General features: G+C 47.1%; 14 protein-coding genes. 9 read left to right on the forward strand and 5 right to left on the reverse strand.

The features are described from left to right. Positions 1–13: 13 nt before the first annotated feature. Positions 14–574 (reverse strand): acyltransferase, encoded by a 561-nt coding sequence (locus CXK86_RS27485; protein WP_101314919.1) that lies wholly within the window; start codon positions 572–574, stop codon positions 14–16. Between the two features lie 678 nt (positions 575–1,252). On the opposite strand from CXK86_RS27485, the gene CXK86_RS27490 reads away from it, so the two are divergent. Further along, positions 1,253–3,961, forward strand: a complete 2,709-nt coding sequence (locus tag CXK86_RS27490; protein WP_101314920.1) for a PAS domain S-box protein — start codon at positions 1,253–1,255, stop codon at positions 3,959–3,961. A 164-nt stretch (positions 3,962–4,125) separates the two neighbouring features. On the opposite strand, the gene CXK86_RS27495 is transcribed toward CXK86_RS27490, so the two are convergent. Further along, a complete protein-coding gene (locus CXK86_RS27495) occupies positions 4,126–5,079 on the reverse strand; it encodes an L-lactate dehydrogenase (protein ID WP_101314921.1) in 954 nt (317 codons plus the stop codon). Positions 5,080–5,630: 551 nt separating this feature from the next. On the opposite strand from CXK86_RS27495, the gene CXK86_RS27500 reads away from it, so the two are divergent. The 5 genes from CXK86_RS27500 (at position 5,631) to CXK86_RS27530 (ending at position 10,457) form a co-directional block, all read left to right on the forward strand. Then, a complete protein-coding gene (locus CXK86_RS27500) occupies positions 5,631–6,314 on the forward strand; it encodes a MerR family transcriptional regulator (RefSeq protein ID WP_180361884.1) in 684 nt (227 codons plus the stop codon). A 105-nt stretch (positions 6,315–6,419) separates the two neighbouring features. After that, on the forward strand, positions 6,420–7,271 hold the full coding sequence (locus CXK86_RS27505) for a serine/threonine protein kinase (RefSeq protein ID WP_179087963.1): 852 nt from the start codon (positions 6,420–6,422) through the stop codon (positions 7,269–7,271). A 162-nt stretch (positions 7,272–7,433) separates the two neighbouring features. Further along, entirely contained in the window at positions 7,434–7,682 is a 249-nt protein-coding gene (locus tag CXK86_RS27510; protein ID WP_017690948.1) for a hypothetical protein, read from the forward strand. A gap of 840 nt (positions 7,683–8,522) precedes the next feature. Next, positions 8,523–9,269, forward strand: coding sequence for a type I methionyl aminopeptidase (gene map, locus CXK86_RS27525; RefSeq protein WP_036607489.1), 747 nt, complete (start codon positions 8,523–8,525; stop codon positions 9,267–9,269). A 174-nt stretch (positions 9,270–9,443) separates the two neighbouring features. Next, a complete protein-coding gene (locus tag CXK86_RS27530; protein ID WP_036607487.1) occupies positions 9,444–10,457 on the forward strand; it encodes an NADP-dependent oxidoreductase in 1,014 nt (337 codons plus the stop codon). Between the two features lie 120 nt (positions 10,458–10,577). On the opposite strand, the gene CXK86_RS27535 is transcribed toward CXK86_RS27530, so the two are convergent. After that, positions 10,578–11,063 carry a CcdC family protein gene (locus tag CXK86_RS27535; protein ID WP_176873064.1) on the reverse strand — a complete coding sequence of 162 codons (486 nt, stop codon included), beginning with the start codon at positions 11,061–11,063 and terminating at the stop codon, positions 10,578–10,580. Positions 11,064–11,280: 217 nt separating this feature from the next. Here CXK86_RS27535 and CXK86_RS27540 point away from each other — a divergent pair, with 217 nt between their 5' ends. The 3 genes from CXK86_RS27540 to CXK86_RS27550 are packed head-to-tail and all read left to right on the forward strand — an operon-like array spanning position 11,281 to position 15,043. Then, positions 11,281–12,435 (forward strand): HEAT repeat domain-containing protein, encoded by a 1,155-nt coding sequence (locus tag CXK86_RS27540; protein WP_076254450.1) that lies wholly within the window; start codon positions 11,281–11,283, stop codon positions 12,433–12,435. Further along, positions 12,416–13,858, forward strand: coding sequence for a glycosyltransferase family 2 protein (locus CXK86_RS27545; protein ID WP_083685134.1), 1,443 nt, complete (start codon positions 12,416–12,418; stop codon positions 13,856–13,858). Before CXK86_RS27540 ends, CXK86_RS27545 begins: the two co-directional genes overlap by 20 nt. Before the next feature lie 54 nt (positions 13,859–13,912). Next, positions 13,913–15,043 (forward strand): hypothetical protein, encoded by a 1,131-nt coding sequence (locus tag CXK86_RS27550; RefSeq protein WP_101314922.1) that lies wholly within the window; start codon positions 13,913–13,915, stop codon positions 15,041–15,043. A 1,067-nt stretch (positions 15,044–16,110) separates the two neighbouring features. On the opposite strand, the gene CXK86_RS27555 is transcribed toward CXK86_RS27550, so the two are convergent. Then, positions 16,111–16,683, reverse strand: a complete 573-nt coding sequence (locus CXK86_RS27555; RefSeq protein ID WP_076254454.1) for a TetR/AcrR family transcriptional regulator — start codon at positions 16,681–16,683, stop codon at positions 16,111–16,113. Beyond that, the gene (locus CXK86_RS27560; protein ID WP_076254456.1) at positions 16,680–17,411 is read right to left on the reverse strand and encodes an MBL fold metallo-hydrolase; all 732 of its coding nucleotides are present in this window, start codon (positions 17,409–17,411) and stop codon (positions 16,680–16,682) included. Before CXK86_RS27560 ends, CXK86_RS27555 begins: the two co-directional genes overlap by 4 nt. Positions 17,412–17,618 lie beyond the last annotated feature (207 nt).

The raw sequence follows: 17,618 nt of genomic DNA on the forward strand, positions 1-17,618 counted from the left end.
AGGAGGATTTTTTCTAATGTCTGACCCACCCATCATGAATGGTCAACTCCCGAATAATTTTGGCTGGTGCTCCGGCTACAAGTGTATTTTCGGGTACATCTTTGGTCACCGTGCTTCCTGCTGCCACAACTGCATTTCTGCCAATGGTCACTCCGGGCAAAATAAGCGCGCCTGTACCAATCCAGGCATTATCCTGAATCACAATCCGCTTGGCAGTCTGGCTCCCGTCATCCAGCGAGTCAATCCGGTGGTAGGCACTGTCGAATATGCTTGTTCGAGGACCAATCATGACATTATTGCCGATGGTCACTTCAACGTTAGCGGCAATCCCCACACCTGCATTAATCATGACGTCATCGCCAATCGTTAATCGCGCGCCTTTGACCACCGTTAACTGGGTTCCCCAAGGTTTGCCTATGATGTTAAGTCGTTTTCCTACCTGCAAATCACCCAATTTATTCAGATAAACCTTACCCCTGATTCGTGGCAGCAGGCCCATTGAGGGCTGGATTTTACCAAAGATGGCCAAACCTCTTAGTTTACCGTAAGCAATTTTAACTCTGTTGGGCAGCATGATTCATCCGTCCTCTCCGTAGTCAAAAAACTTTTTTTAAAGATTATAGCCTTTTCGATACAAAATGTATCGTTAATTTTATATCGAGGCATCATAAGAGCGGCTTATCTCTCTTTCTTTGAGAAACTTTGTTTCAGGCGGGGGTCAGGTTCATCCTCTCAACTCGCTAACGAATCTGAGGAGTACTATTCAAGGATTTGAAGTGATCTCAGCAATCTAAGGAACCTGAGACATGTTATATCCAATGAAACAACCGTTTGCAGCGTATATGACAGGGGATTATGGGGATTGACGTGTCTGATGTTCCTTAAAATTTAAAAAGGGCACATGGACGCCAAATAAGATGTCCTGAGTTCTTTAGAAAATCGTTTAGCCATCCGCCAGAATCAGCTGACTTGGAATTGAACTTCAAGCTTGTTAGAGGGTTACATTGATCCTTGTATAAATTGTCTGCCTTTGAAGGCGCCTCCTAAGTAAATCAAAATTCCAAGTATTACCTCACACATCATGTGAATTGAATCATAGATTGTAAGCAAAATGAGACGAGAATCTGGTAAAATAAAAAAAGCTGTTTCTAGGCAGGCTTACATGGTTATTCGAGGGTAGGCCCATTTTTGTAAGGGATAATTAATCCCTGCTGTTAGATGAAGATATTGGCTGAGAAAAGAGGGGTAAGCCTTGGATATTAATAAAACGGAAACCCTGAAGCGCATTATTTCTGAGGGAAGTTCTTACCAATCACTGTTTTTTAACCATCCAGATGCCATTTATGTAATGGACATCCATGGAAACTATATTGATGCTAATCCCTCGGTAGAGCGGATATCTGGGTATACACTGGATGACTTGATTCGTATGAATCAGAGTGAGATCTGTCCTCCGGACAGTGAAAATTCACGTAAACAATACATTAAAGAGGTACTGGCTGGACGTTCAGTCAGTAATCCCATTACTTTTTATCATAAATATGGTTCCCTGAAACAGGCAGAGATAACGTATGTGCCTATAACGGAGGGAAAAGAAGTTGTAGGAATCTATGGCATTGCCAAAGATGTTACCGATATCCTGGAAGTGCAACGTGAGCTTAAGGAGGCACAGGAGAAATATCAGGTGCTGGCTGACCATGCACAAGATCTGATTACAACTTGTGCTACGGATGGCGAGTTGTTATACGTTTCCCCTTCCGTGTACACCTTACTGGGTTATAAGCCGGAGGAAGTCATAGGAAAGTCCTTCAAGGATTATTGTTATTCGGGAGATTATCCGGACCCTATGGATCTTTCCAAGATCGGCAATGGCTGCAAGATGCGTGTGTTGCACAAGAAGGGACATTATATCTGGATGGAGACATTGGCGAAACCTGTTGCTGGAGAGCGTGGCAAGAGTGTCCAGATTGTAAGCATCAGCAGGGATATCACCCAGCATAAGGATGCGGAAAGACGTCTTCGGGAAAGCCGTCAGCGATACAGATCGTTGTTCGAACATAACCCGGCAGCTGTGTATTCATTGAATCTGGAAGGTAAATACAGCGCAGTGAACAGCAAACTGGTGCAAATGTTGGATATTCCGCGCAATAAGCTTATTGGCCAATCTTTTTTATCCAATCTGGATAAATGCGAAGTGCAATATGGCAAACATTATTTTGACATGGTGAAGCAAGGCGAACCGCAATATTATGAGACCCGAGTCGTTAATTCAAGTGGTCGGAAGATTGAAGTATCTGTTACGAATGTGCCCATTATTGTGGATAAGGAAATGGTGGGCGTCTATGGGATCGTGTCCGATATTACTGAGCGCAAGGAATACACGGAACGGATTCAGGAGCTCAGCAAGCAACATGAGCTGATTCTCAACACGGTTACGGAAGGAATATTTGGTTTGGATGCGGATGGAATCACCATGTTTATGAATCCAGCAGCAGCTTCGATGTTCGGTTATGAGGCGAAAGAATTCATTGGCAAAAACTCACATCCCATCATCCATCACACCCGTGCAGACGGAAGTCATTTGCCACAAGAAGAATGCCCGATCCACATGACCGTGTTGGATGGACAGATACGTTCAATCAAGGAAGATGTGTTCTGGCGTAAAGATGGCAGCAGCTTTCTGGTGCAGTATCAGGTGACGCCGATTATTGAACAGGGACAGATTCAGGGAGCGGTGGTTGTATTTAATGATGTGACTGGCGAACGTGAAATTGTACGTGCCAAAGAGACAGCTGAGCTGGCAGCTCAGGCCAAGTCGGAATTTCTGTCGATGGTTAGCCATGAGATCCGGACACCGATGAACGGGATCGTGGGGATGACAGAATTGTTGATCGGTACCGATCTATCGGAAGAACAGCGTGAGTATGCCGAGATTATTCGAGACAGCGGTGATGCTCTGCTGAACATCCTTAATGATATTTTGGACTTCAGTAAGCTGGAATCCGGGAAAATGGCACTGGCTTATGAACCATTTGCATTACGCAAGATGTTGGAACAGGTTGCCGAACTGTTTAAACCGCGTGCAGATGAGAAACATCTAGAGATCAGATATCGTCTCAATCCGAGCATCCCTGAGTTCATGGTCGGTGACGCCATACGTATTCGGCAGATTCTGGTGAACTTGGTTGGTAATGCACTCAAGTTCACAGATCAGGGAAGCATTGAGGTTGCCGTGGATATTATCAAGGGCAGAAAGCCTGAAGACAGTGTTCTTGATTTTGCGGTGCAAGATACGGGAATTGGCATCCCCGCTGACAAACTGGATCAGTTGTTTCAGTCCTTCTCTCAACTACACCCGGTGATTAACCGGAAGTATGGTGGTACCGGACTGGGACTGGTCATCTCCAAGCGACTCGTGGAGATCATGGGAGGCAGTATCAGTGTCGAGAGTATAGAAGGGGAAGGCTCAACCTTCCGGTTTGCTGTTCCTGCGGCGAGTGTAGATGCTTCAGCAGAACAGACAGCAAGTCAGTTCCATCATGATCGCACACGTCAAAGTGATAAGGTGGCCATGCGTATTCTGGTGGCGGAGGATCATCCGGTGAACCGGAAGATTTTGCGAGAATATCTGGAGAAGCTCGGATACCACGCAGATGTATGTACTAATGGTGTGGAGGCAATTGATGCCATCTCTCAGAATGCTTATGATATTGTCCTGATGGATATTCATATGCCTGTGATGGATGGACTGAAGGCGACAGACCTGTTACACCGCCTAATTCCACAGGATCGCATACCTCCAATTATCGCAGTTACAGGCAATGCCAAACGTGAAGATAAGGAAGCTTGTCTGGAGATTGGTATGCGTGATTTTATTAGCAAACCGGTTATGCTGAGTGAGTTGAAGCGAGTGTTACAGCAATGGGGACCAAGGGACGAACCTCAGCTTGCACCGAATTGAACAACTACTCAAATCAATTATGAAATTGATTCATCTGGCTGTGAAAAATAATAAACACAAACATGCCAATAAAACTCCTCGGATGGAGTGTTATTGGCATGTTTGCGTTGGCAGGCTTTTGAAGTTGAGCCGAAGCATACAAAGTGGAGTTGTATACGAATGGCTTATACCAATGTCAGACGATTGATGTTACCTGATAGGATTTCACAGGAATTGTTGAATTTCTCACGTTCCGTTGCATCCAGATTCAATTCGATAATCTCTTGAATACCATTGCCACCGATGATTGCAGGAACACCGACGCAGACGTTATGTTGCTCGTACTCTCCGTCCAGAATAGCCGATACGGCGATGATCTTGTGTTCGTCATTGAGGATGGAACGAGTGATATGCGCGAGGGCATTGCCGATTCCGAATTGGGTAGAACCTTTACGGGTAAAGATTTCCCAGCCGGCATCCTTTGTTTTGCGTGCAATATCCTCCAGATCCAGATGTTTGAAGCGCTCCTTGTGCTGATCCATAATGTGCATAATTGGTTTGCCACCGATGGTCACATGCGACCAGGCCACGAACTGGGATTCTCCATGCTCTCCGAGAGCATAACCATGCACACTGCGTGGATCGATGGAGAAGACTTCAGACAGCAGTGTTTTGAGTCGTGAAGAGTCAATGGACGTGCCTGTACCGATGACGTGTTCGCGCGGGAGGCCGGATAATTTCCATACCATATAAGTTACTATGTCAACCGGATTGGCAGCGACGACAAAAATCCCGTTAAATCCACTGTCCATGATCGGGACCACGATGTCTTTGGCAATCGACTCCGCTTCCTCCAGAATATCCAGCCGTGTCTGTCCTGGCTTGGGATTTGCCCCGGCAGTTAAGATAATAACATCCATATTGCCACAATCGGCATACGTGCCTGCATATACCTTGGTGCGGTTATGTGTGAAGTCCATACAATGGGAAAAATCCAGTGCCTGTGCTACAGCACGGTCATACGTCCGGTCCACCATCATAATTTCCCTGCATATCGATTGATTAATCATGGAATACGCACAACTCGAACCGACAAGACCCGCCCCGATCACCGCTACTTTGCCTGATTTGCCTAACACTGCCGTTCAGCCCCCATTTAGATTGATATTTATCCGTTACTCATGCGTCCTATGTTAAGTATAGTCCTTTATTTTATGCTGGAATCCACTTCTACGTTACATAAGATAACACATGGAAAAGCTGTGCAGCAATGATATCCGCTATCGCGGGAGCGTATTGGAGTAACGGAGTTAACAAAAATGACATGATTAATTCATAATCATAAGATTTGACGGCGTTTGCACCTGTGTCATTCGACATGACAGCATTCATGCTCGTTGTCGGATGGGGGGTTATTTGTGCGGATCATATACCTGACAAAACTTCTTAGGAATCCGCAGAAACAGAACAAAACCGCCAAAGGGATCTGCCGAGAAGCTGACGAATACATACGGACAAGCAAAAGATAAGCATACTTGATCCATGAGACAGGTTGCCCCGATCCGATGACGGTTCCAAAAAAAAGGAACGCTGAAGCCATAATGTTTTTATCCAAAAATCAATTTCATAACTCACTAAAGGCATTATGAAATTGATTCCCAAAAGACTTCATTCCGGGAGGGAATTAATGATGATTGAAGAAGCAGGAGCAACGACGGAAACGGCCAAGAGCCTGGGCATAGGTGCCAGTACTCTTCGTAAATATGCGGCTGCACTGGAAGAACAGGGATACCGGTTCGAACGGTCCGCCAACAAATCCAGACTATTCAAGTCCGACGACATCGAGTGCATTGAACGCCTGATGACCGAACTCAGAGAGCATAATCTACCCCTGGCTGATGCTGTGGTGACTGTATTGGCTCCAGAAGTACCTGTAGCTGTAGTAGAAGTAGATGTACCGGTGACGGGGATTGAAAGTCTGTCAGAGACGGAATGTGCAGCGACAGCCATGTCATCCGTATTCCCTGAAGAACCTGAAATAATGGGTAATCTGAGATCCTATGAAGGTCTGGGGCAACTGGTAAGTGAGGTGACTTATGGTGCCGTGGAACAACAGCAGGATGATCGGGTACAGCTGCTGCAACAGCGGGTCGATGAACTGGAGCTGACCCTTCAGCATCTGGCGGAGACACATATGGCGCTTCAGGAACAGATGGAGAAACAGCGTCTATGGATGAACGAGAAGCTGGAAGAGGAGCGGGATCGTGAACTCGTAACCAATCTGCGCAGTTTCCAGGGAAGAAAACGCAAACCCAAAGGAGTATCCCTGCGTATGTTGTTCGGGTTCCTGCCCAAGAAGCATAAGGAAGCTTGAGCAACAGGCATTTACCCATCGTGATTTTGCATTATGGGCCTGATATAATAAGCTCCATACAACATGAAGACTGGCAAAGAACTGCTCGGTATAGATAAAGACTGAGTGGATCAGGAAGCTGGCGTGGGAGGATCTGTGGAGCTGCGACGAAGTTGGCAAAGATTGCTCGGACTATGGACGGATCGTCCTCGGCGGAAAGGCACGACCATTGCTGAGCGTTATACAATACAGGAATTGCTGGGTATGGGGAGCTATGGGCTGACATACCTGTGTACAGATGACCAGAACGGCAGGGAAGTGGCATTGAAGGAGTCCAAGCCTAGCAAGGGCAGACTCTCTGCGCACCTGTTGGAGCGGGAGGCGGACGTGATGAGACGTCTGCATCATCCAGCGATCCCTGATCTATTGGATGTGTTCACATCCGGGAGACGAAGTTATATCGTTACCGAGTATATTCGTGGACAGACGCTGGAAGATTGCATATTTGAGCAAGGTCTTCGATATACGGAGCGGGAATGTGTGGAATTGGCAGGTCAACTGCTGGCTCCGGTGGCTCATGTGCATGAGCAGGGATATATTCATGGAGATGTGCGGATTCCCAATGTTATTTTACGTGAAGGGACGGTGCATCTGATTGACTTTGGCCTGGCGAGACGCTTGGGGGAGCCGTTGTTGCCGGAGCTGAAGCGACGTATGCGTGAAGTCCCTGAGCCTGAAGATGAACCGGCTACACCGGATCATGATTTGCAGGATATCGGCCACTTTCTTCTCTTTATGCTGTATTCGGCTTATGAGCCAGAGAAGGGCCGTGAACCCGCCAGCTGGCAGGAGGAACTTAAGCTTACGCCGGAATTGCACCAGATGCTGGAGCGACTCCTTGGACTCCGGCTAAGTTATGAGGGTGGGGCGACAGAGTTACAGGCAGAGATTGAGAAAGTGTTGCTGAAATTACAATGAAAATAAGCTCTATAGGCGGATCTATATTTGTTATCCGTGACCTCTTCGTATGATATCTGCAGGGGTCTTTTTCCTTTTTACTGAAAATGCACAACGTATCAAAACAGTGGGTTAAATGATATAATGGATAACAATTACACGTTGAAGGAGGCGATTCATCTTATGCTTAAAAAACTGGAAGGCGATCATGCCGAATTATTCAAAACATGGTTTCATAGCAAAAAAGACACCATTGTGGATATTGAAGGTAAGCATTATTTAATCAAGCCGCTGGAAAACGTGGTTCAGGAAGAAATAGAAAGTGATCTGGAGCTCAAAACTTTAATTATGCAAGCCAAAAAAGATATTTCTTCGGGTAGGGTCTACTCTACAGATGATATAATTGACGCAATTGAAAAAGGGAATTTATAGATGTTGATCCAGTGGACACCTTCAGCAAGAAAGGCTCTCGCTCAAATCAGAAGTGTTCGTTTCACTCAGGAAGAGACAAAGCTCTATAAGATTGAACTAGTTCGAAGAATTGAGATGAAAGTGGCTGTCATGGCGGAATCCATGCCAGCTCAGGAACCATCCTGGCAAGGGACGTACCGGATATTAGTTGATAAATTTAAAGTGTATTATTCGTTCTCCCTGGATAAGCGAATTTGCTATATTGAAGCATTAAGACATCAAAATCAGCAAAATTGATACATACTTATATAGAAACAAATAAAGGGGTGTTCTGCTGGCCGTAAGTACGGCTAGCGAACACCCCTTTATTACATATTCATTTATTGTAGCGTCTAATAAGCTGCTGGCACGATCATTGCTCTTTAAAGCAGTGGTGAAAGCCGCTTAGCTGGAGCTATATTTTCTGCTTTTGTAATACCCGGAGCCACTACGGCTATCCCGGTATTTCACATCTGAAGAAGAATAGCGCTTGTAGGAACGCTTGCCTGAGGAGCTGCTGTGACGTTTATATGAGCGCCTGTCGGAGGAGCTATGACGTTTGCGGTGAGATGAAGATTTGGAATCGATAAGTTTGCCGATAATCTTTTTGAACATGAGCTTTCACCCTTTCGACTTCAACTGTTTTAAGCATATACGCAGCTAAATCAGAAGGGGTTTCGATTTTTTCATGGATAATTGTATTCATTGGACAGGAGCTTGGCGTATAATAGGATGTTGCTGATCGCACGGAATTTTTTATTTTGAGTGTTTAGCGTTACAATAGAGGACAGGATAAGATCTTAACGGACAGGAGTAGTTGTTATGATTACAATAAAGACCAAAGAACAGATTGAATATATGAAAAAAGCCGGAGAAATTCTCGCCGCATGCCATAGAGAAATTGCAAAGATGATTCGTCCAGGCATTACGACACAGGAGATCGATCAGTTTGCAGAAGCTTTTATGAAGAAAAATGGCGCTACGCCGGAACAAAAGGGATATAACGGGTACCAATATGCGACATGTGCGTCGGTTAATGATGTGATCTGTCACGGGTTTCCGGGAAAATATGCACTGAAAGACGGCGATATCGTTACAATCGACATGGTCGTTAATCTGAATGGCTGGCTGGCGGATTCGGCTTGGTCATATGCCGTAGGTGAAGTGACTCCGGAAGCACAACATCTGCTGGATGTAACCAAAAACTCTCTGTACAAAGGCATTGAACTTGCCGTGGTGGGCAACCGGATCGGAGATATCTCCAATGCGATTCAAGTGTATGCAGAAGGTGAAGGCCTATCGGTTGTGCGTGAGTTTATCGGACACGGCATTGGTGAGAAGATGCATGAGGAACCACAAGTCCCTCACTACGGTCCGCCTCATCGGGGTCCGCGTCTCAAGGAAGGCATGGTTATTACGATCGAACCGATGCTGAATATTGGTACGTTCCGAAGTAAGCTGGATTCAGATGGATGGACTGCTCGTACTTTGGATGGAAGTCTGTCTGCCCAGTATGAACATACGATTGCGATTACGGCGGATGGTCCAGTGATTTTGACAGCACAATAATAGCCAAAAGCAGCTACAATGTGACGATATTTGCATATTTCAAGGCGGCCCACGTTTGTGAACCGCCTGTTTCGGTTTAAACTATTAAGAAGTGATAACACAGAGCCAGTGGTAAGTGATCTCAGCTGACAAGGGTTAACCTTGCGTCCACTTGGCAACAAGGAGGTAATTTTGGTGTCTTTAAATAAACAGATCGTACTTGCTTCTCGTCCCGAAGGTGCCCCATCCAGAGAGAATTTCAAATTCATTGATGCACCTCTTCCTGAACCGGAAGCTGGGCAAGTCCTGGTACGTACATTATATTTGTCGGTTGATCCATACATGCGGGGCCGCATGAAAGATACAAAATCCTATGCTGCACCGTACGCGTTAAATGAAGTGATTAAGGGTGGAGCCATTGGACAGGTTGTGGAATCTTCGGAACCGAATCTGCGCAAAGGTGACCTCGTATCCGGTATGTGGGGCTGGCAACAATATGCCGCAGTGAATACGGCTGATCTTTCGCTAATTGATACCGAAGAAGCACCAATCACGGCTTACCTGGGTGCGCTGGGCCTGACGGGTCTGACGGCTTATTTTGGTATGGAGGACATCGGCAAACCGAAGGACGGCGAAACGGTTGTTGTATCGGGAGCAGCCGGAGCGGTAGGCATGATTGCAGGTCAGATTGGTAAAATTGTGGGAGCACGCGTGGTTGGTATTGCAGGCTCTGATGAAAAATGCGCTTATTTGAAAGAAAAGCTGGGCTTCGATGTGGTGTTGAACTACAAGAAGGAGCAGGATATGTCAGCGGCCATTGAACGGGCTTGCCCGGACGGCGTAGATGTCTACTTTGACAATGTTGGCGGTGACATCTCGGATGCAGTCTTGCGCCACATCAATCGGAATGCACGTATTCCGTTATGCGGTCAGATCTCGTCTTATAATCTGGAGAAGCCGGATATCGGGATGCGACCACAGACGTTGCTGTTAACAAATACAGCATTAATGAAAGGTTTCCTGCTGGGTGACTATACGAAATCCTTCAAGGAAGGCCGCGCCAAGTTGGCGAAATGGATCAAGGAAGGTCATATCCAGTATGAAGAAAACATTGTGGACGGGTTCGAACAGACGCCGGAAGCATTCATGGGTCTCTTCTCGGGAGATAATCTGGGCAAGCAACTGGTTAAGGTTGCAGATCCTGAATAGATATTGAATGGTTTACATGTACAATTAGGTTGAAAACGAAAAGACACGTTCTGCACACCGAGGGTGCAGCAGAACGTGTCTTTTTTATCTGTAAATCTGTGCGTGGTCTATGTAGGGTGACTAGTGTTCGGCGACCAGCACTTCTTTGTAGTGTTTGTACATATATACACGCCAGCGTACAATCATGCCAAAAGCCAGCAGGAAGAACAATCCGCCTGTTTGCGGAATACTTACATATCGCTGAATGACTTCATGCAGGATCAGGCGTACGGCCAGCAATCCAAGCAAGATAAAAGCAAAGCTGCGAGAACGTGTGGCAAAAATTTCTTCACCTACTCGTTCAAACCGTGTACTGCGAATGAGGGGATAGGAGAAGAGGAACCAGCCCACCAGAAACGCAATGAATGCCCAGAGTAGAGGAACATGAGTCTCCGGTACAACAAACATGAGAAATCCTGTGCTCATGCCGAGCGGAGGAATAAGGATTTTACGAATGGTCACCGGTCTGTGACTGGCTTTCATGCGGATGAAGATGGCAAGCAGTGCCATGACAAGCATGCCCACGGTTGCTCCGATTTGCAGGTAGTACGGACTGATTTGAGCCACGTAGAACTCCCTCTTTCTGGAATAATATGTTATCCGGAGATCCGGAACCCAATACGAATTGCCGGAATTTTCAGTTCCTATTATATCACAAACGCAGAAAGCCGATAGAAAGCTTAGTGTATCATATACCCGATATGTATTCACAGGGTGTATTTGAAAATTTTGTATTATTGTGCCCGTTGTAAGGCCGTTTATTCGATTAAGGGGAAATCATGCAATGATTGGACAACAATGGATGTATATCAAGCTTATCGGCTCACATCATAGAGGGTGGCTTGCAGGTAATACAGATTGGTTAGTACATGTGGTCAGCCTCATATGTGCAAGTGTACTAGCTTTTTTGCTGGTTATCTACAGTTACATCTTATGGATGAAATATAGCAGTAGACGCAGGGAAAAGGTTAAGACGGTACTGATGCAGGAATTACTTTCCGAAGATTCGGTGTTACAGCAGTATCTGGGCCAAGGAGAAGTGAAAGCTGACTTACTGAATATGAGTGGAGATCAACAGAGCGTTTTGCAGCAGTTGTTATTGCAACGGCTCGCTCAAGGTCCGGCAGAGCATGAGATTCTGCGAATTCGTCTGTTATCCTGGCAAGTCTTTGGAAGTTCATACCGGTCGGTTCTGAAGACGGGAAAGTGGAGTGAACGGGTCAACACGTTGTTATATATTGAACAGTTTCATATGATAGAGCTTCTGCCCAGGTTAGAGGATATGCTCCGGGTTACTTCCTGTACGCCGCTTGAACGCTTCATCATATTGCGCATATATGCCAGAACCGGTTATTTCAGAATCGTGAAGGAATTGTTGCGTGAGCAATATGTATGGTCCGATTCGCAGTATCTGCAGATTCTGCTGTTGCTTACCGATTCATCCTGGACTCGTCTGAAGGATCATTTTAAGGATGTACCTTACCAGATCCAGTCTAATATCGTCCATGCCATTCGTATTCGAGATGACCAGACGGAGGGTGCCGTTGTTCTACTGGAGAAGCTCATTCTTGGAGAGGATGCGTTGCTGCGTACCCACGCTTATCAGGCATTGGCTCAAGTGAGCAGAGGTCGCGAAGAGTTGCTGAAGGGGCTATTGCTGGTATGGAACGAATCTGGTGAGGAGAGGCAACGCTCTGAAAGACTAACAGTGACCCAGCTTATGGGTACTGTTCATGCGGATGCTTTTATTCCTAGACTGAAGGTAATGATGGGTGATCCTTCTTTTCAGATCCGACAGGAAGCGGCGAACTCTCTTGCCCGGTACGAGCAGGGACTTGAAGAGCTCCGGGATACGGCTGTAAACCATCCGGATAAATATGCAAGGCAGATAGCGGAGGAAACGCTGGAAAGGATGCAGTATGGACGAAAGATGGATTGAGATGCTGCGGAGTTTTGTTTTGGCATGTTACGAGGGGATATTTATCTATCTGGTGTTAGCGATTGTGATGTGTAGTGTTCTGGTCGTTGCTGCCGCTCGCACATTGATCCGCCAGAGGGATCTGGACCCGCTGCAATATCATGAGATGTTGGATGAAGAACTGGCTCCTGCGGTATCCCTGCTTGTTCCGGTGCGGAATAGCGAGGATACGATCGTACAGCGAATCAGCTGTCTGTTGGATATGCAGTATGCACGTTATGAGGTTATTATCATTAATGATGGATCAGAGGATGAGACCATGCGGCGTCTAAAAGAAACCTATGATCTGATGCCCATTCGGAGTAAAGTTCATTATTCGGGACTCGGTCAGGAGACGGCTCAGATTAAATGTGTCTACCAATCCAGATTACATCATCGTCTGGTTGTGATCGACAAGGCGTATGGGGGACGAATGGACTCCCTGAATGCCGGTCTGAATATCTCGCAATATCCTTATATCGCCTCTGTTGGACCCAGGACAGTTCTGGAACGGGATGCATTGGTGAAGATTATGAAGCCCGTTATGGATGCTCTCCCAGGAGAAGAGGTCGTTGCTTGTAGTGGACGAGTAGATCTCATGGCCTCCAGAAATACGAATCAAACGGATTTAACCCACAACGGCGCAAGAAGGACGGGCAGTACGTTGTTTGTAATGCAGACCATTGAATACGTGCGTGCTTTTCTGATTAGCGGCGTGGGACTTGTTCGTTATAATATTAATGTGCTTTTATTTACGTCTGAAGTATTCGGTATATTCAAAAAGAACCGGGTGTTGGAAGTTGGAGGATACAAGCGCGATGACCAGGTCGCTCACATGGAACTGGTGATGCGGTTGCAGAAACATATGAAGCAGATTCGGAAACGTGGCCGTATTATATATATTCCCGATCCGATCTGCAGGGTAGAAGTACCCGGTACATGGCGTCAGCTGTGCAGACAGCGTATCGGTTGGCACATGCAGCTTGCAAGCAGTCTATGGACTCAGCGGAGCATGATCTTCAATCCGGCCTATGGCTGGATGGGGATGGTATCCATCCCTTATTTTATTTTGATCGAATTGTTGGGGCCTGTGTTGGAACTGGGAGCGATCGTGCTGTTCATTGCAGGCATAGGGCTACAGTGGGTGGATATTAACCTATGCATCATTCTCGTTCTGCTACTGACCCTCTATGGTTCCTTGTTGTCCGCAAGTGTGGTGATGTTCGAAATATGGTGTTCACGCAAGGTATATACGTCCCGAGAGGTGACACGTCTGCTGTTGTATGCATGTACGGAGACGTTCTGGTTCAGACCGCTGAATAACATATCCCGTATATATGGCATGTTGCAGGCTATGGGATTGCGGAAGGCAGAGGAAAAGGACAGCAGACATGGATTAGGGTAATCTAACGATCGATCCTGACAATACCTTGGAACAGAGCAAGGAGGAATACGCTTCATGAAAAAAAGTTACAGGCCAGCCACGATGTGGACGTTGGCTTGTTTTACAGTGGTATCGGTGGTGCTGGTTGTCCCCTGGATTATGTGGCAATCCCAGGCCCCGGTTTCACTGAACATCATGATTATTGACAAGAGCAGACCGGACTTGTCCTATCAGGGGCACAAGGGGTTGGTTTGGCTTCTGAATCAACAGAAGATTGTACAGCACACAGGGGAATACTACTCGTATGAAGAGGATTATTACGGCTATGATCTTCAGAACGGGCTTCCACGGATGAAGCAACTGCTGCCTGATGAGGTGACAGATACGGATCTGATCTATCTGACGGCGAATCGGAGTAGTCTGTCTGCACAGAAGAGTGAAGGGAAACAAGGCGGAATCTATGAAGGATTAACGATATATGATGTGCAGAAAATCCGCGAGGCTGCGTATAAAGGGGTAACGATTGTTGCCGAATACAGTGCATTGGCAAATACGGCTTCCAAGATGACAAGAGAGCAACTATACCCCATCTTGGGTGTGAACAGCAGTGGATGGCAAGGGAAATCGGTATCTAATCTGCAAAGTATAGAAGAAGTACCCCGTTGGATTCGGACGAACTATGAGCAGCAAGAGAAGAAGAAATGGTCTTATCACGGAGCGGGTATGCTGCTGATCCATATGGATGGACAGGTCATGGTACTGGCGAAAGGTCCGGATGTGAAGACAGGCAATCTACAGATTGCATTTACACCGGAAGGCAGTGATTGGAGCGGCATAACCCAGGATATACATTATAGTGGCTGGTTCGATATCATTGTGCCGCAACAGAAGAACTCCATACTGGCCTGGTATAAGACGGATCTGACGGAGACAGGTGAGCAGAAGCTGGTGGATGCAGGAATTCCTGCGGAATTTGCTGCACTGGTCCGGTACGACGACTATAATCGGTCGTATTACATGGCAGGGTCCTTTGGAGAGATGAAGCATTATTCCTTCTGGCGCCGAATCCGTGGATGGGAGGTCGTCCGGTCCAAGCTTACGCCAGATCAAAAAGATATTCCGGACATGTTCTACTGGAAGGTGTATGTGCCCGTGATGAAGCATATTTTGAATGAAGTGCAGGACGGACGGCAGCAATGGCCATAGATAGATTATCGAGAACCGTTTCGATGGAAAAAGGGAAGCCAAAGTCCATTCCACCTTTCGAGAGGAACGGGAGATGTACATATTAGAGAAGTGCGTAGATGTGAAAGGCAAAAGTGCGGTTGAGAGACAGGGCGTATCAAGTAAGGATCAGATTGCCAGGTGAAATGGGACTGGGACTGGGTAGATCGAATATGTTTCAGACTCTTACCGCCCTGAACAATGGGAGTTGTAGCTAGATCCAAAACAAAAATTATCCCGCTGCGGCGTACATGTAGTGTGAGCTATAAAATGATTCGTATTAGGACACGTATTAAAGTGTGCATCACGAACAGGGTAAGCTCCGTATCTAGAATCGCAACAATGTGTGCACTGAACTATAGCGTGATCTATACATGAATAGTAATAAAACATGTACTACTATGTGCATTATGATCAAGGTAAGATCCTTATCTAGCCATGTATCCGCATCCGCATGATCAATACAATTTGGAGCATGATCGCTCCGTATTTAGCTCCATAACACAATGTGTGTCTGGACTTATGCGCCAATATGATGAGTGGACGAGTGGTCTATGGCATCGTGATCTGAAGCACCGTACGTAGCACATTCTAACGAACTGAGCACATCTTTTTGGGCCTAATTTGGTACGTTGGTAAATGTAACGAATCACAGACACGTTAAATGACGGAATACACTCATTATTCCTGTCCCGCAGCCAGTTTTCTGCGAAATAGGACGTGTGGAGTTCGTTAGTTGTTGTTATTCGCTCTAATTGCCATTATAGAGTGTCCTCGGTTCGTTAGATTTTGGTCAGAGGGTACCGATCATGGCATCACGCAACCGAGGCGCCCTTTTTCTTCTGTATTAAATGAAATTATAAAGAAAGAAATTATAAAGAACACAAGCCGATGAAAGATGAATTCAAAGTGGATGTTAATTTGTTAAAAGTCATTGGCGCAACTATAACATTATTACTGCCAAATCTATGGGATGTACCAGTACAGGGCAATGTAAAAAGGACTGCAGATCCTCTGCAGTCCTTTTTCATGATGCAATGCGTGTCATACTAGTCCTGGTGAAGATGCCGGAGTCCGTGCAGGAAGGCGGATACGGTCAGACGCAGACTTTCGTCCGGATCAAAGTTCATGCCGAAGCCGCCCTGTGCCTCAATGGAGGCAAATCCATGGCAGAGGCTGCGCAAACCACGAACGGCGTGCAATGCTTCCGCTTCGGTTAGCGGGTAGGGCTGCAAGCTGTGCAGCAGCAACTCCAGCGTAGCTGTGCTGGCCGCGGCGAGCTGTGGCTCCTCGCGATCCGGGGCATGAAATGAGGCTTCGTACAGCCCGGGGTGCTCGCGGACGAAGCCAATGTATGCCGCAGCGATGGCCTGAATGGCATCATCGCCAGTGCGGTCAGCGATAGCCGCGGTTAATGCGCGGCTAAGCTGTTGCACGGACATCAGCGCCATTTCCTGGCGAAGCCCGGGAAGTCCGCTGATGTGGTTGTAGAGCGACGGCGAGCGCACATCCAGCCGCTGTGCCAACGCGGCCAGTGTCAGCGCCTGAAAGCCGTCGCTGTCAGCAAGCTGGGTGGCAGCGCTGAGCAGAGCGCCGCGATCCAGCCCTTGCCGGGGGCTCATAGTTGCCCCCCGGCAAGATCAAACCGCTGCTGTGCATCAGCGGTTGCCGCGCGCATGGCGGCCGCGGGCTGGCGCAGCATCCGTCCGTGGCCTACAGCCAGCACGGACGGTTCCAGCTCCGCCAGGCGCTTCGCGCTGGCCAGAGCCGCTTCGCGGTTCCACGTCGCCAGCGCGGGGAACGGGAAGAGCGGGCGCACGCGGCCGGATACGGCAAGGCCGCCTTGCAGCTGGTACGCGTCGCCAGCGATGAGCACGCGGCTGCGCGTATCCATGAAGGACATATGCCCCGGCGTATGTCCTGGTGAGGCAACGGCGACCAGTGAACCAATCTGGTCACCGTCATCCAGCAAGTGGTTTGGCTGGGTGCGCACCGCTTTGGGCTTAGGCACGCCGCCGCGTACCGGGGTTTGAGGCTCACCGGGAAGAAGGGAAGTATCACCCGTCAATAGACGTGCATCTCGTCTGGAGATGAAGACCTCGGCTTGGGGCAGTGCCTCTGTGAGACGATCCAACGCACCAATATGGTCGCTATGCGCGTGAGTCAGAATGATCTTGGTAATGGGCTTTCCAAGGGACTGGGCAGTTGCCAAAATCCCCTTAAGACTGACCGGTATTCCGGCATCAATCAGGGTTAAACCATCTTCCTCTTCAACCAGGTATACGTTCACAGGGAAGAGTCTTGGGAAAAACGTAACTTGAACGACATCAAATTCTCGGGTAATACGCATCGTTAAGCCCTCCTAAAAACTAATGGTATTAGTATAATAACTAATGGGATTAGTTTTAGCAATACCTGTTGTTTAATTTATTCAAATAAAAAAAATTTAAAATAATGATGCACTTTACAAAAAAAGCGTTTTCAAATTGGGGAATACCGATTATAATAATCACGTAAGCCCTTTCATATGTCTATCTTATTGGAGCCCTTCGCGTAG

Source organism: Paenibacillus sp. BGI2013, assembly GCF_002843485.1.
GTDB classification, from domain to species: Bacteria; Bacillota; Bacilli; order Paenibacillales; family Paenibacillaceae; genus Paenibacillus; species Paenibacillus amylolyticus.